The sequence below is a fragment of the Paenalcaligenes niemegkensis genome (assembly GCF_022230885.1).
GTDB classification, from domain to species: Bacteria; Pseudomonadota; Gammaproteobacteria; order Burkholderiales; family Burkholderiaceae_B; genus Paenalcaligenes; species Paenalcaligenes niemegkensis.
Genome location: NZ_JAKGCT010000002.1, coordinates 119,138 through 131,934, shown reverse-complemented (window position 1 = coordinate 131,934; position 12,797 = coordinate 119,138). Strand labels below are relative to the sequence as shown.

At 50.6% G+C, this 12,797-nt stretch carries 14 protein-coding genes, 1 tRNA gene and 1 pseudogene; 6 read left to right on the top strand and 10 right to left on the bottom strand.

The genetic code is table 11. The annotated features are described in order from the left end of the window. Positions 1-57 precede the first annotated feature (57 nt). The 3 genes from L1889_RS02355 to L1889_RS02345 form a co-directional block, all read right to left on the bottom strand. Positions 58-1,563, bottom strand: coding sequence for an MFS transporter (locus L1889_RS02355; protein ID WP_238663712.1), 1,506 nt, complete (start codon positions 1,561-1,563; stop codon positions 58-60). 163 nt (positions 1,564-1,726) lie between these two features. Further along, complete coding sequence (locus L1889_RS02350) at positions 1,727-2,359, bottom strand: LysE family translocator (protein ID WP_238663711.1); 633 nt, start codon at positions 2,357-2,359, stop codon at positions 1,727-1,729. 26 nt (positions 2,360-2,385) lie between these two features. Further along, on the bottom strand, positions 2,386-3,150 hold the full coding sequence (locus L1889_RS02345; protein WP_238663710.1) for a 2OG-Fe dioxygenase family protein: 765 nt from the start codon (positions 3,148-3,150) through the stop codon (positions 2,386-2,388). A gap of 128 nt (positions 3,151-3,278) precedes the next feature. Between L1889_RS02345 and L1889_RS02340 the strand changes: the two genes are divergently transcribed. From L1889_RS02340 to L1889_RS02330, 3 genes and pseudogenes are all read left to right on the top strand, one after another. Continuing rightward, positions 3,279-4,157: a LysR family transcriptional regulator gene (locus L1889_RS02340; RefSeq protein WP_238663709.1), complete on the top strand. Its 879-nt coding sequence runs from the start codon at positions 3,279-3,281 to the stop codon at positions 4,155-4,157. Positions 4,158-4,304: 147 nt separating this feature from the next. After that, a complete protein-coding gene (locus tag L1889_RS02335) occupies positions 4,305-4,586 on the top strand; it encodes a hypothetical protein (protein WP_238663708.1) in 282 nt (93 codons plus the stop codon). An 8-nt stretch (positions 4,587-4,594) separates the two neighbouring features. Further along, positions 4,595-5,346, top strand: a pseudogene (locus L1889_RS02330) (sulfite exporter TauE/SafE family protein). An 86-nt stretch (positions 5,347-5,432) separates the two neighbouring features. On the opposite strand, the gene L1889_RS02325 reads toward L1889_RS02330, so the two are convergent. Further along, positions 5,433-5,509, bottom strand: a tRNA-Arg gene (locus L1889_RS02325). A gap of 427 nt (positions 5,510-5,936) precedes the next feature. On the opposite strand from L1889_RS02325, the gene L1889_RS02320 reads away from it, so the two are divergent. After that, the gene (locus tag L1889_RS02320) at positions 5,937-7,100 is read left to right on the top strand and encodes an alpha-hydroxy acid oxidase (RefSeq protein WP_308217581.1); all 1,164 of its coding nucleotides are present in this window, start codon (positions 5,937-5,939) and stop codon (positions 7,098-7,100) included. Positions 7,101-7,250: 150 nt separating this feature from the next. On the opposite strand, the gene wrbA is transcribed toward L1889_RS02320, so the two are convergent. From wrbA to L1889_RS02290, 6 genes are all read right to left on the bottom strand, one after another. Next, complete coding sequence (gene wrbA, locus L1889_RS02315; protein WP_238663706.1) at positions 7,251-7,850, bottom strand: NAD(P)H:quinone oxidoreductase; 600 nt, start codon at positions 7,848-7,850, stop codon at positions 7,251-7,253. A gap of 93 nt (positions 7,851-7,943) precedes the next feature. Next, the gene (locus L1889_RS02310) at positions 7,944-8,345 is read right to left on the bottom strand and encodes a PaaI family thioesterase (protein WP_238663705.1); all 402 of its coding nucleotides are present in this window, start codon (positions 8,343-8,345) and stop codon (positions 7,944-7,946) included. A 2-nt stretch (positions 8,346-8,347) separates the two neighbouring features. After that, on the bottom strand, positions 8,348-8,674 hold the full coding sequence (locus tag L1889_RS02305) for an I78 family peptidase inhibitor (protein ID WP_238663704.1): 327 nt from the start codon (positions 8,672-8,674) through the stop codon (positions 8,348-8,350). A gap of 109 nt (positions 8,675-8,783) precedes the next feature. Further along, a complete protein-coding gene (locus L1889_RS02300; protein ID WP_238663703.1) occupies positions 8,784-9,383 on the bottom strand; it encodes a DNA-3-methyladenine glycosylase in 600 nt (199 codons plus the stop codon). A gap of 98 nt (positions 9,384-9,481) precedes the next feature. Next, the gene (locus L1889_RS02295; RefSeq protein WP_238663702.1) at positions 9,482-10,528 is read right to left on the bottom strand and encodes an adenosine deaminase; all 1,047 of its coding nucleotides are present in this window, start codon (positions 10,526-10,528) and stop codon (positions 9,482-9,484) included. 94 nt (positions 10,529-10,622) lie between these two features. Beyond that, positions 10,623-11,006, bottom strand: a complete 384-nt coding sequence (locus L1889_RS02290; RefSeq protein ID WP_238663701.1) for a DUF423 domain-containing protein — start codon at positions 11,004-11,006, stop codon at positions 10,623-10,625. Between the two features lie 126 nt (positions 11,007-11,132). Between L1889_RS02290 and L1889_RS02285 the strand changes: the two genes are divergently transcribed. Then, positions 11,133-11,999 (top strand): acyl-CoA dehydrogenase family protein, encoded by an 867-nt coding sequence (locus L1889_RS02285; RefSeq protein ID WP_238663700.1) that lies wholly within the window; start codon positions 11,133-11,135, stop codon positions 11,997-11,999. Further along, positions 11,999-12,793, top strand: coding sequence for an acyl-CoA dehydrogenase family protein (locus L1889_RS02280; protein ID WP_308217588.1), 795 nt, complete (start codon positions 11,999-12,001; stop codon positions 12,791-12,793). The genes L1889_RS02285 and L1889_RS02280 overlap by 1 nt, the downstream gene beginning before the upstream one ends. Positions 12,794-12,797: the final 4 nt, after the last annotated feature.

The window sequence follows — 12,797 nt, the reverse complement described above, 5'->3', positions numbered from 1 at the left end:
CCGTTCTGGGCATATGGTTTTCAGCGGACGGCTGCATATGGCTTTTCAGCAATAGCACTATTCATCTTTCTTAAGCAGTTTATTTCGCTCATATAGATCTTTGACTGCCACCAAGAGAGTCAGGAGCATGACAAAGGAGATCACACTGAAGCCCACCATTACGGCAGTTGCCCATGATGATGAGGCGTCAAGAGACGCAAAGGTGGCGGCGGTAATCATAGCGATGCCTATCGAGGTTCCGATACGCTGGCCAGTCTGCATAATGGCACCAGAGCTTCCCGCATAATCCAGCGGTACATCCGCCAGCGTCAGTGTTTGATTTGGGCTAATCACCGATCCTTGTGCCAGGCCAATGAATGACAGCGTCAGCATCAGCCACCAAACACTGACCATGCCTTTTTCGTACAGAAACGCAACCAGCATACTTAAAGCCAGGCCCAGCAGCGCAAGCAAAAGGCCACAGATGACGATTTTTCTGCCGTAGCGCATGACCCGTTTACCGGCCCAGGCAGCAGCATAAGCTGAAAGCAGTGCTGCGGGGATACCGAACAGCCCCGCTTCGAATGCCGTCTTGCCGGTGCCCATCTGTACGTATAGCGCCACCAGAACCCAGATGCTGGTCATGCCAAAAAAGTACAGGGTCATGATCAGGGTTCCGTTGGTGAAACTTGAGATAGAGAAAATACCCAAATCGACCATGGGACTACCTCCGTGGCGTGCGTAGCGACGCTCCCATTTGATCCATATATAGATCAGTGCAAGGCCTGCTGGCAATAATAGCCACAACAAGGGCGAGCTACGGGACTCCATGAAAGGAAAAAGCACAGCTAAGACCGCCAGACCGAGCAGAAGCGAGCCCACCGGGTCCAGCGAGCGCACAATACGATTTTTACGGCTTGACAGGGATTGACCAGGGCTTTCGGCATAGGCGATGAGGGGACGCGGAAACCAGAGCAAGCCCAAAACAATCGTCAGAAGTCCGATGGGAACGTTAACGAGAAAAGTCAGCCGCCAGCCGATGTCCGCTCCGCCCAGCTTGATCAGAAGCCCACCGAGCACTGGCCCGATTGCAACTGAGAAGCCTACCACCGTGCCTAGGTGGCCAAATGCCCGACCTCGTTCGGCACCTCGAAAATACTGTTGGATCATGCCGATACTCTGGGGGCTTAAGAGTCCCGACCCTAGTCCTTGCAAGAAACGGGCAACATTGAGCCAAGTGGCGTCCGAAGCCACACCTGCTGCAATTGAGGCAGCAGTAAAAATGCCGGTTCCTATAAGAAAGAGGCCCCCGCGTCCCAGGAGATCACCTGCTCGTCCGGCGCTGACCAAAACAATGCCAAAGGTCAGCGCATATCCCGAAAGTACCCATTGAATATCCGATTGTGATGCGTGGAGCCCATTTTGAATAGATGGAAGGGCGACATTCACGATGCTCACGCCAACGAGAGACATGAAAAGCGATGCCAACAGAACGATCAGGATCCGCCAGCGCGCTGGTTCCTGTTTATGGTTATTGTCTGAACTTTTCTTTGGAACAGTGGCAAGGTCTGCAGGTCGAGTCATTGATTGAATCCCGGTACATGATTTTTATGGGGCATTTGGCACCAGCCTGGCCCTTGGTTTAGCTTAAGCATAACTGTCTTTAAATATAAGCAGCTAATCAGTGGGATAAACGAGTGATGTCGTCCTGCGATTACTCTCCAGTATTCGGCGCTCCTTAAGAGGCTCACACAGGAGGAGTTAAGTTTGCCGCGTTCGTAAAAAGAAGTGAGCCGCCAAGCACGATCAGAGATACCCCGATGGCTCGATCAACAGCTCGCTGTTGTTTGATGATTAAGCGGCGCAATATATGATTTGAGAAAAACAGGGCAACCAAACTGAACCAGACCCAGTGTGCAAACGACATGAATGCGCCATATGACATATTGAGTACAAGTGAATTGTCAGGTTTCACTACTTGAGTAAAGGTGGCCACAACAAATAACATGGTTTTGGGATTAAATGCGTTGGTCAGAAACCCCATGCCGAAGGCTTGAAGTGCTGTGGGCTGGTTGTCAGCCGCCTCTTGCAGCGTGAGTGCCTTGGTGTTGAAGAATGATTGAATGCCTAGATAAATTAGATACATGGCTCCAGCCACTTTCATGATCAAAAATAACAAGAGTGATTGGGTAACGAGTAAAGCGACGCCGAACACGGCATAGAGCACGTGTACTTGCACGCCTACGGCAATGCCAAGCGCCGATACCATTCCTACACCTCTGCCAAAAGAATAGCTGTTACGCGTAACCATAGCGAAATCCGGGCCAGGGCTAATAACAGCCAAGATGGTGATGATCGCAAGAGCTAGAAGTTCATGCATTGTGTTTCTCGTAGTAACGGATAGTGTTAGTTTTTTCGGAAGGTGATGACAAGCATGTCACGATGACCTGGAAGCTCAGGATTCACCCAAAGAATGGGGGTGACTCCATGCATGATGTGGCGGTCATTCACAATTGCCGCTTCACCAGGGTGAGTGAATGTGTGGCTGCTTAGAATTTTCTTGTCCAGATCATAGATACGAGTCTCTCCATTAAGCACGTTGACGCGATTAATAAGCATCATGAAGACAAAGCACACACCATCCTGATGTATCCCTTCAGGTGTCGGTGACGCCCCATCGTCTTGTGCGTAAATACGAAACTGGTGAGCTTCGATGTGCCATCGATAAAAAGGAGCAAGGCTGCCAAAGATGCGAGCACATAGAGAAAGGGTAGCTAGAAATGCCTCGTTATTCAGTGTTGATTCTTCAAGGTGTGAAAAGCATCTGGCAATGCCGCCGTTCAAGGTGTTGTAGTCCAAGCTCTGGTAGTGCGGTTGAGCAGCTTCCAGCTTTGGTGGTGCAAACGGCTCTGCACTGAAGGTTGCATGGCGTCGAAAGCGGTACGTACCGCCGTCTTTCATAAACATGTCTAGCTCTAAGCGATCCCAGCTATTTTGAAATTGCTTCCACTCGTCCTCTGTGACATCAAGAAGGTTTCTTGTTTTTTGTTGTGTGAGCAGATGGAAATTCATCTGTGCAATATGTTTGCACAGATTGATGAGCTTATTCTTGTGTAAGCTATATGGAACATATTCTTTGCTAAACTTTTCATCATTGTGATTGCGGGTCATATCATTCTCCATTGAGTAAGGTATTTCGGCCCGTATCGAATGCATGTTCAATTATTATTGATGCAATCACCATGTATTAAAAGTGATGTTTAGTAGCATTTATCTGTGAGTATTCATTGAGGATAAAAATGAAGATTCCAACGCTTGCGGCGTTTCGATATTTTGATGTCGCGGCGCAGACTGAGAGTTTTGTAAAAACCGGTGGACGGCTTCATGTTACGCACAGTGCTGTCAGCCGACAGGTACGGGCGCTGGAGGAGGCGTTGGGGGTTAAACTGTTTGAGCGACGAAATCGAGCCGTGTTTCTGACGCCAGAGGGCAAGAAACTGCGCGTGGTCACAGCCTCTGTTTTTGAACAGTTGGAGAGTGTTGTGTACCGATTGCAGCGAGAAGCGCGGTCGAATGCGCTGGTTGTGTCGTGCGAGCCGACGATTGCCATGCGTTGGTTAATACCACGGTTAGGGAAGTTTTACGAGCGACATCCAGAGATTATGGTTCATCTGATGGCAGCAGGTGGCCCCATTGATTTCACTAAAACAGGGGTGGATTTAGCAATACGTCGCGATGATTTTCATTGGTCTGATACGGTCTATGGCAAGAAAATCTGCGACGAGTGGGTAGGGGCAGTTGGGCTTGCCGGGCACAAAATCAATGAAACTTCGTTATCTGGTACGAGACTGCTTCATACTATTTCGCGTCCTACTGCCTGGAAAAGATGGGCAAAACGTGCAGGTATCTCTATCGAAGGATGTGAGCGGCTGGATTATGAGCATTTTTATCTTTGTATCCAGGCAGCGTTAGCTGGCCTGGGTATGACGGTTTCTTCATATCTCATGGTCGAGACCGAGGTGGTGACCGGGCAGTTGGTGGCGCCGTACTCCTTCAGCAAGGACGGTTCTAGCTACTTTCTTTTATCACCTTATCCAATTGAAAGCGATATCCGTGCTACCAAGTTCCATGAATGGCTTTCGATCGAGGCAAATGCCTGTATCAGTGCATTGGTTTAGAGGTTATCGCAAAAAAACGCTGCTATTAATTAAAATCGTTGTGTCACTCTTCATTCTTTCAGGTTTGAGTTGGGTGATTAGAAGTATAGTTCCTGGCGAGTGGCGGCCTGCCGATTAAAAAACTCTTGACCATGTGCGGTTGACCGCGTGCCTCCCGACCTGCTAGAAGTCGATCGACCGTTACTATGGCTGTGGCGAATTCAGTCCTTGCAGAGCGTGGACCTCAGCGCATTCGCTTCAAATGGCTGGGTTATAGTGGGGCTCGGGCTTAGCCAGGCCGGCTTTACCAAGCTGCTTGGTAGCGTCTACCCGATGGTGGGTGTAGTGGGGCTGATACTGATCACTGCTATCGCCATTAACTGGCTGCGTACGCGCAAACCCACGGAACAGGAACTACTTACTGAGGCTAAAGATCGTATCAGGAAATAAAAATGGCAATGGACGCGATTTACGTCATCGCTTTGGGTGCGATGGTGGCAGGCTTTGTACAAGGACTTTCGGGATTTGCTTTCGGCATGGTTGCCATGTCATTTTGGGCCTGGGCCTTAGATCCTCGCTTAGCTGCTACGTTGGCAGTTTTTGGGGCTCTTACCGGTCAGATCATTGCGGCATTCTCTGTCCGTCGCGGTTTTGATATGCGTTTGCTATGGCCTTTTATCGCTGGCGGCCTGCTTGGTATCCCTATAGGGGTAGCAGTTCTGCCCCACTTGGACATGGATTTATTCAAGGCGGTGCTTGGAGGTCTGTTGGTGCTGTGGTGCCCGGCCATGTTATTTTCCAGACAGCTCCCCCGGGTTACGGCAGGAGGCCGCGTCGCCGATGCTATTGTGGGCGTGACTGGGGGGTGATGGGCGGCATAGGGGGATTCACGGGAACCTTGCCCACGCTTTGGTGTACGTTGCGGGGCTATGACAGACACGTTCAGCGCGCTGTGATTCAGAATTTTAATCTTTCAATGCTGCTCGTAACGATGGGAGCTTATCTGGCTACCGGTATTGTTACCCTGGAAGTGCTGCCAATGTTTGCCATCGTCCTTCCCGCCATGCTGCTGCCCACAGTACTCGGAACCCGTTTTTACAAGAAAATAAATGACGTAACCTTCCGCAAAATCGTGCTGACGCTTTTGACTGCTTCGGGAATTGCGCTTTTGATATCCTCAGTACCACGATTGGTGGAGCGTTTTTTCTAATTCTAAATTTTTTATAATTCTAAGTATGAAACGCTTGAAACCCAATAAAAAAGCCACTTCCGAAGAAGTGGCTTTTTTAAGAATAGTGGCGCGGCTGGCAGGATTCGAACCCACGACCCCTTGGTTCGTAGCCAAGTACTCTATCCAACTGAGCTACAGCCGCGCTAAAGAAGAAGAACTATAGCACGTTAATTTTGATGTTGTCAACAATTAAGTGCTGATTCATTCACTATTTGTTTTTAAAACAAAAAATTTCAAACATTGATTTGCTTAAAATCAGTGTGTTTAAAACAAGTGAATTCGTCTTCTGTGCTGCAAAGAACGGTATTCTAGCACCTTCCCAGAGAAAAGGGGAAAGTATTTAATTAAATACTATAACCAAGCATAGAATTTTATCGCTGATTGTGTCAGATACGTCGTAAAATCGGTGTTTGCTTGCCTTCGCAATATGATCTTGTTAGCTGCTTGGCAGCAAAACTCGAGTCCCGTGTTCATAACTTCGGGCCAAGGTCTGCGGGCGAAGTGCCTTTACGCTTTAGAGCTTGTAGAATACGTGCTTGCGTTGTTGCATGCACAACAGGAGATGCAGTGTGGAAGATTTATCAAAAGTAACGTGTACAGCTGATTTTCAGAAGCTTGCACGCAGACGCGTGCCGCGTATGTTTTATGATTACGCCGATTCCGGTTCGTGGACTGAGTCAACATACCGCTCGAATGAAAGTGATTTTCAACGTTTGCTCTTTAGACAGCGTGTAGCGGTAAATATTGAAAGCCGTAATTTGCAAACCACCATGCTGGGTGAGCCAGTGCGCATGCCGGTAGCCATTGCTCCCACGGGTTTAACAGGCATGCAGCACGCTGACGGAGAAATTCTCGCTGCTCGTGCTGCCCATAATTTTGGCGTGCCGTTTACCTTGTCCACCATGAGCGTGTGTTCATTAGAGGACATTGCGGAGCACACTAAGGCTCCGTTCTGGTTTCAGTTATATGTTATGCGCGACCGTGAATACATTGCAGCGCTTATCGAACGTGCCCGTGCGGCCAATTGCTCGGCTTTAGTGATTACGCTTGATCTGCAAGTGTTAGGTCAACGTCATAAAGATATTAAAAATGGCCTTTCTACGCCTCCTAAGCCTACATTGATGAACTTGCTCAACCTGGCTACAAAGCCGCGCTGGTGCAATGCAATGCGTAAGACCTCACGCCGCAGTTTTGGAAACATCGTGGGCCATGCCAAAGGCGTAAGCGACTTAACATCATTATCCACCTGGACTGCAGAGCAGTTTGACCCTAGCCTGTCCTGGGATGATCTCGAGTGGATTAAAGAGCGTTGGGGCGGCAAGATTATCCTGAAAGGCATTATGGAGGCCGATGATGCTCGTCGAGCTGTAGATGTGGGCGCGGATGCCATTATTGTGTCCAACCACGGTGGGCGACAGCTAGACGGTGCGCCATCTTCTATTTCTGCTGTTCCGCATATTGTGGATGCCGTGGGGAATCAGACAGAAGTATGGATGGATGGCGGCGTCCGTTCTGGCCAGGATATCTTGCGCGCAGTAGCGCTGGGGGCTCAGTCTACGTTTATTGGCCGCACCTTCCTGTATGCACTTGGCGCTGCTGGCGAGGCGGGCGTTACCCGGGCATTGCAGTTGTTGGAAAACGAATTGAGTATATCGATGGGCTTTTGTGGCCGTAGTGATATCAATAATGTTGATCGCAGCGTGCTGATTAATCCGGGTATTTTTGATCGATAACTGCTAAGTGCACGCACCGTGTCGCAGGATGGTACGCATCCTATAGACACAAGGTTCGTGTCTATTACATTGAGCTGACCCCAATAAGTTGGACATCAATCCAACCTTTTGGGGTTTTTTCTATGGCTAAGGAATCAAATTAATTTTGCTTTAGCCAAATAGCTTGATTGCGACTTCTGCAATATGCTGGCCTTGAAAGCGAGCGCCGTCGAGCTCGTTGGCGCTGGGCCGTCTGGACCCATCGCCTCCGGCAATAGTGGTTGCACCGTAGGGGCTGCCGCCCGTAACTTCATCGAGCCGGTTTTGCCCTTGAAAACTATAGGGTAGGCCCACCACAACCATACCGAAGTGCAATAGATTGGTTATGGCACTGAACAGCGTGGTTTCTTGTCCGCCGTGTTGCGTTGCAGTCGAGGTAAAGGCACCACCGACTTTACCATTCAGCGCCCCTTTAGCCCATAGGCCACCAGCCTGATCTAAAAAATTACCCATCTGAGACGCAATTCGGCCGAAGCGGGTACCTGTGCCAATAATAATGGCGTCATAATTCGCCAGTTCATCAATTTTGGCAATCGGTGCGGGCTGGTCCATTTTGTAATGTGCGGCAATGGCCACTGACTCGGGCACCAGTTCGGGCACCCGTTTAATATCAACCTGCGCTCCTGCCTTTTTTGCGCCTTCGGCCACGGCTTTGGCCATGGACTCTATGTGACCATACGACGAGTAATACAAGACAAGCACTTTAGCCATGGTTAATCTCCTGAAAAGCTAGGTAGCTGTGAAGAGTGAGTTCATAACCGCTGTAATGTTGATACTGCGAGGCGATTCAAATTATCTGTGAGCCTAAAGTAAAGCATAGGTGGTGCTGGCGTGCGCAACAATGTTGTCGTCGCTATCGTATAAAAAGATCTCACCAAAGGCGATAGATCGGCCTCGCCGCAAGACGGTGGCCACGACGCGCACATCGCCGGCACTGACAGGCCTGATGAAGTTAGTATTGAGGGAAATGGTGGTCATGGGTTTGAATTCGCCCAACACGTTACTAAGAGCGAGGACCATGGCCGTGTCGGCTGCCGCCATATAGACCTGCCCGCAAACTACACCAGCAACATGGGTAAGGTGTTCGCTAAATGGCAGGGTAAGTGTGACCGAGTCATTGTCCGCATGACTCACCTCAAGCTTGAGTTCACGAATCCAAGGCGCGAAAAGGGTAGTCAGGCACTGCTGAAGTTCTGCTGTTGTCATGGTTACCCACAATAGATATTGGCAATGCTGGCTGATTCGTCTAGTCGGATGTTGAGACGATTAGGGTCGTAATCGGTGGTGTAATGAGCATTATGCTTTAATACACGGCTACTTTGAGCGCCGGAGCGTTTCAGCAGGCTGCTGATCGTCGAGTCGTCGCCGGATTTGCCAATTGAGGTTTTTAAAGTGTCAGCATTGCAGCTTGTTGAGCCGCCTGAAGCCGAGTAGTCACGTGAGGGCGGCGAGCTGCCGTCGGTCGCGCTGCATGCACTTAAGCTTAGGACTGCTAAGATGGCAAATAAACAGCGTCTAAGGTGATGAAAGCTCATGATTTCAATCCTTTGTATATCAGCTTATTACTGCCTACATAGTACGTGCTGCACTTCTGAATGCAAAGCTTGCGATGCATAAACAGCACATCCATACCTTAGGTTCTTATCAGCCGGTAAATGGCGTGCTTCTCTTGGGAAGGGGCTTAGAGACATAAGTGTTGGGGCTAAGCAGAAAGCGTAGGGGTTTACTGGCCCAGTCGCCGGCGGAATCTACTCCGATGCGGGGCGCTCGCTGTATAGATTCGCTTGCGCGCAAGGCACTATCCGGGGAAGGGCAAAGGTAGAGATTCCCATCGCACAGGTCTTGGGTATTATGCATCAGGTTCAGGGATAAAGCCTTGCACAGACGCCCTGGTCCTGAAGCGTTCAGATCGAGATTGTGTACCGGTTCCAGTGCACGTATTAATACTGCCGTACCACTTCCTTCAGGTTCAGTGACTACGTTAAAGCAATGATACATACCGTAAATCAGGTAGACATAGGCATGCCCCGGAGGCCCAAACATTACCTGGGTTCGAGGTGTCACCCCGCGAGAGCTGTGGGCGGCCAAATCAATGGGACCTAAATAGGCTTCGGTCTCTACGACTCTTCCTACCTGAGTACAAGCAGGATGCTCAACAACTAAGTAACTGCCCAGCAGCGACTGCGCAACAGCGGTCGTTTCCTGTGCATAAAAATCGCGGCTATATCGAGGTAATAAGTTCATGGCGTTTTTTGTGTTAGCAGTTGATTGGCTACATTAATAGAAATGCAGAGCTGTCAGGCCGCCTGATGCGCTCTGACGAGTGACATCGCTACCCGGGGTTAGTTGGTGCTTGCCTGCTCTAGACGCGATAGCAGCGGAGCTTGCTCTGTTGGAGATAAAAATGAAGCTTCGATGCTGTTACGCGCCAAGGTGACGAGCTCGTCTTTGCTGAGGTTCAAGGCATGGGCACTCGCCAGATAGTTATCGAGTAAATATCCGCCAAAGTAAGAAGGGTCATCCGAGTTAAGGGTGATTCTCATGTCCTGGCGCAGCAAACGGGCAAGATTGTGCGTGCCCAGGTCATCAACCACACGAAGCTTCAGATTCGATAGAGGACAGACAGTCAGGGCGATTTTTTCGTCGATAAGGCGTTTGACCAGCTCAGGATCCTCTTCGCTGCGTACGCCATGATCGATACGTTCAACTTGAAGTATATCCAGCGCGCCTCTGACGTACTGAGCCGGGCCTTCTTCACCCGCGTGGGCTACGAGTCTGAACTCCAGTTCTTTGCATCGAGCATACACGCGCGCAAATTTCTCGGGCGGATTGCCGTTTTCGGCCGAGTCCAGACCAATGGCAATCCATAGGTCACTGTATTTGTTGCGAAGCGGCAGTGCAGCCTCAAGGGTCGCAAAGGCCTCAGCTTCGCTTAAATGTCGAAGGAAACTTAGAATCAGGTAGCTGCTGATTCCGAGCTGTATTCGAGCGTCACGACAGGCGCCGGCAATGCCCGCAAAGACAGTCTCTATGCTTATGCCGCGAGAAGTGTGCGTTTGCGGGTCAAACATGATTTCGGTATGAACAACGCCATCAGCGTGAATGCGCTTGAAGTAGGCCATTGTCATGGAGTAGAAGTCGGACTCAGTCACCAGTACCTGGGCCCCGGCATAGTACAGGTCTAAAAAGGACTGTAGGTCGGTGAACTCGTACGCGGCGCGTAATGCGTCGACTGAAGGGTAATCCAGCGCGATTTGATTGCGTTTGGCCAGTTCGAAAATAAGTTCTGGCTCAAGAGTGCCTTCAATGTGCAAATGCAGTTCGGCCTTTGGGAGCTGCTGAATAAAGCTTTTTAATGGGTGTGCGTGGTAGGGCAACGTGTCCTCCATGAAAGAGTTAGGCCAAGCCCTGCAGCCTTTAAATCAGCAGAGCTTGGCTTCGTTATTATTGTGATGCTGCTACTACGTGGATAGTAGCGCTGGATCATCTTGTCTTGGGGCGAGATAAAGCGGCAATCGTTACCAGCCCCCAGCCCGCTATCAACAATACACCACCTATAGGCGTGATGATGCCTATCCATGTAGTGTTAGTGAGTACTAAAGCGTACAGGCTAAAGCTGAATAGCAGCGTACCGAGCAATAAGGCGGGGCCCGCAAGGCGCGTACAACGGGGTTGCAGCAAGGGCGTAACAGCAGCCAGTGCCAGCAGACCCAAGCCGTGGATGAGCTGATACAGCACCGCAGTGTGCCAGACTGCCAGCATATTGATGTTCACAATATTGCGTAGTGCGTGCGAGCCGAACGCCCCCGCTGCCACACCTAGCATCAGTAATATTGCTGCGGCTCCGCATAATAGTCGAGGATGCATGATTTTTTGATCTGAAGAGTAAACCCCTACTTTAACAGCGGTCGGCCTAATTTATGCTGTAGTTACTGGATAGTGCTCACCTCATTTTTCTGAACCTGTAAAGCAGTCAGTCATGGAGGAAATCGCATGCAAGGCTATACATTGAATCAGGTGGAAGATCTTGAAGGCTACAACTTGTATAACACTGATCCCGTATTGAGGGAGGCGGTGCAGAAGTGGTCGTCCCCGCAGGCAGCCGGGCGGCTTGAGGCCTATGGGAAAACCTTGGGCACTGCCGAGGTGCTGAACTGGGGAAGTCTGGCGAATCGTCATCCGCCGCAACTGCAGCGTTACACGCGTCTGGGCGCTGAAAGCAATAGAGTGGATTTTCATGAGTCATGGCACAGCCTGATGAGAATGGCCATGCGTAACGGTTTGCACAGTCGGGCATGGCTGTCTGATCAAGACGGTGCACAGGTAGAGCGCGCTGCTGCCTTCTTTATGCACGGACAGGTGGAGGCAGGCAGCTTGTGCCCGTTGACGATGACCTCGGCAGCGCTGCCTGTGTTGATGCGCGAGTCGTGGTTCGCAAGCCTGGAGCCACATCTTCGTAGTCAGGAATACGATTCCCGGAATCTGCCTATACACCAAAAAAACGCTATTCTGATCGGTATGGGGCTGACAGAGCGCCAAGGTGGTTCAGACCTGCGCAATACACAGACGGTTGCCGAGGCTTTTACACACGGTGGACAGCTTGCCGGATACAAGCTGACCGGCGAAAAATGGTTTTACTCTGTTCCAACGGCTGATGCGCATCTGGTGTTAGCTCGCAGCTCCGCCGGATTATCGTGTTTTTTGTTCCTCGCATCAACGCCAGCGGGCAAGCCAATGCCATACATATACGCCGGCTTAAAGACAAGCTGGGCAATCGTTCAAGTGCCAGCGCAGAGGTCGAGTTTCATCAGGCAGAGGGAGTACTGGTCGGAGAAGAAGGGCGGGGCCTCGCTACGCTGATGCGCATGGCGGGCTTTACACGGCTTGACTGCGTGCTCGGCAGTGCGGCATTAATGCGCCAGGCGCTGGTGCAAGCCTTGCATCATGCGCAACGCCGTACTGCCTTTAATAAGCATCTGATTGAACACCCTCTGATGATGTCGGTTCTGGTGGCCATGGCTTTAGAAAGCGAGGCGGCTACCTTGTTGTCCATGCGGCTGGCTCATGCCCTGGAGCAAGCTCACCACTCACAAGCTCGGGATGCTGAGAAAAAGGCCAGTCTGGACGCCGCCCTTGTACGTGTGGTAATCCCGGCGGCCAAGTTTTGGGTGTGCAAGCGTGCCCAGCAAATAACGGCAGAATGCCTGGAGGTATGGGGCGGTAACGGATACATCGAAGATAGCGTGATGCCACGTCTTTATCGCGAAGCACCCGTGAATTCCATATGGGAAGGCTCGGCTAATATCATGTGCCTGGAGTCAATCAAGGCCATCGGGCGGGAGCCAGAGATGGGACGCAGACTTCTGGAGTATCTGGGCAGTAAATTCAGTCAGTCGGATGCGGCCGGCCAGGCTCTTGAACAGCTCCAGCAAATGATGACTGCCGATGAAATCGTGCCTGACTCAGGAGCCAGACGTTTTGCCCAGTTGCTGGTATTGCTGGTGCAAGCCGCTTTATTGCGAGAGAGCGCTCCTGAACTGGTTTCTCAAGGCTTCGAGGATGAGTTTTTTCGGTTATCAGGACAAGGCGCCTTTGGCTTAGCTGAGCTTAATCCACACGGCAATTTGATTCTCGAACGTTATTGGCCATATTAGGCTT

Coding starts and splice junctions, on each gene's coding strand:
- L1889_RS02355 (WP_238663712.1), bottom strand. CDS start 1,563: ATGACTCGACCTGCAGACCTTGCCACTGTTCCAAAGAAAAGTTCAGAC.
- L1889_RS02350 (WP_238663711.1), bottom strand. CDS start 2,359: ATGCATGAACTTCTAGCTCTTGCGATCATCACCATCTTGGCTGTTATT.
- L1889_RS02345 (WP_238663710.1), bottom strand. CDS start 3,150: ATGACCCGCAATCACAATGATGAAAAGTTTAGCAAAGAATATGTTCCA.
- L1889_RS02340 (WP_238663709.1), top strand. CDS start 3,279: ATGAAGATTCCAACGCTTGCGGCGTTTCGATATTTTGATGTCGCGGCG.
- wrbA (WP_238663706.1), bottom strand. CDS start 7,850: ATGGCTAAAGTGCTTGTCTTGTATTACTCGTCGTATGGTCACATAGAG.
- L1889_RS02310 (WP_238663705.1), bottom strand. CDS start 8,345: ATGACAACAGCAGAACTTCAGCAGTGCCTGACTACCCTTTTCGCGCCT.
- L1889_RS02305 (WP_238663704.1), bottom strand. CDS start 8,674: ATGAGCTTTCATCACCTTAGACGCTGTTTATTTGCCATCTTAGCAGTC.
- L1889_RS02300 (WP_238663703.1), bottom strand. CDS start 9,383: ATGAACTTATTACCTCGATATAGCCGCGATTTTTATGCACAGGAAACG.
- L1889_RS02295 (WP_238663702.1), bottom strand. CDS start 10,528: ATGGAGGACACGTTGCCCTACCACGCACACCCATTAAAAAGCTTTATT.
- L1889_RS02290 (WP_238663701.1), bottom strand. CDS start 11,006: ATGCATCCTCGACTATTATGCGGAGCCGCAGCAATATTACTGATGCTA.
- L1889_RS02285 (WP_238663700.1), top strand. CDS start 11,133: ATGCAAGGCTATACATTGAATCAGGTGGAAGATCTTGAAGGCTACAAC.
- L1889_RS02280 (WP_308217588.1), top strand. CDS start 11,999: ATGCGCATGGCGGGCTTTACACGGCTTGACTGCGTGCTCGGCAGTGCG.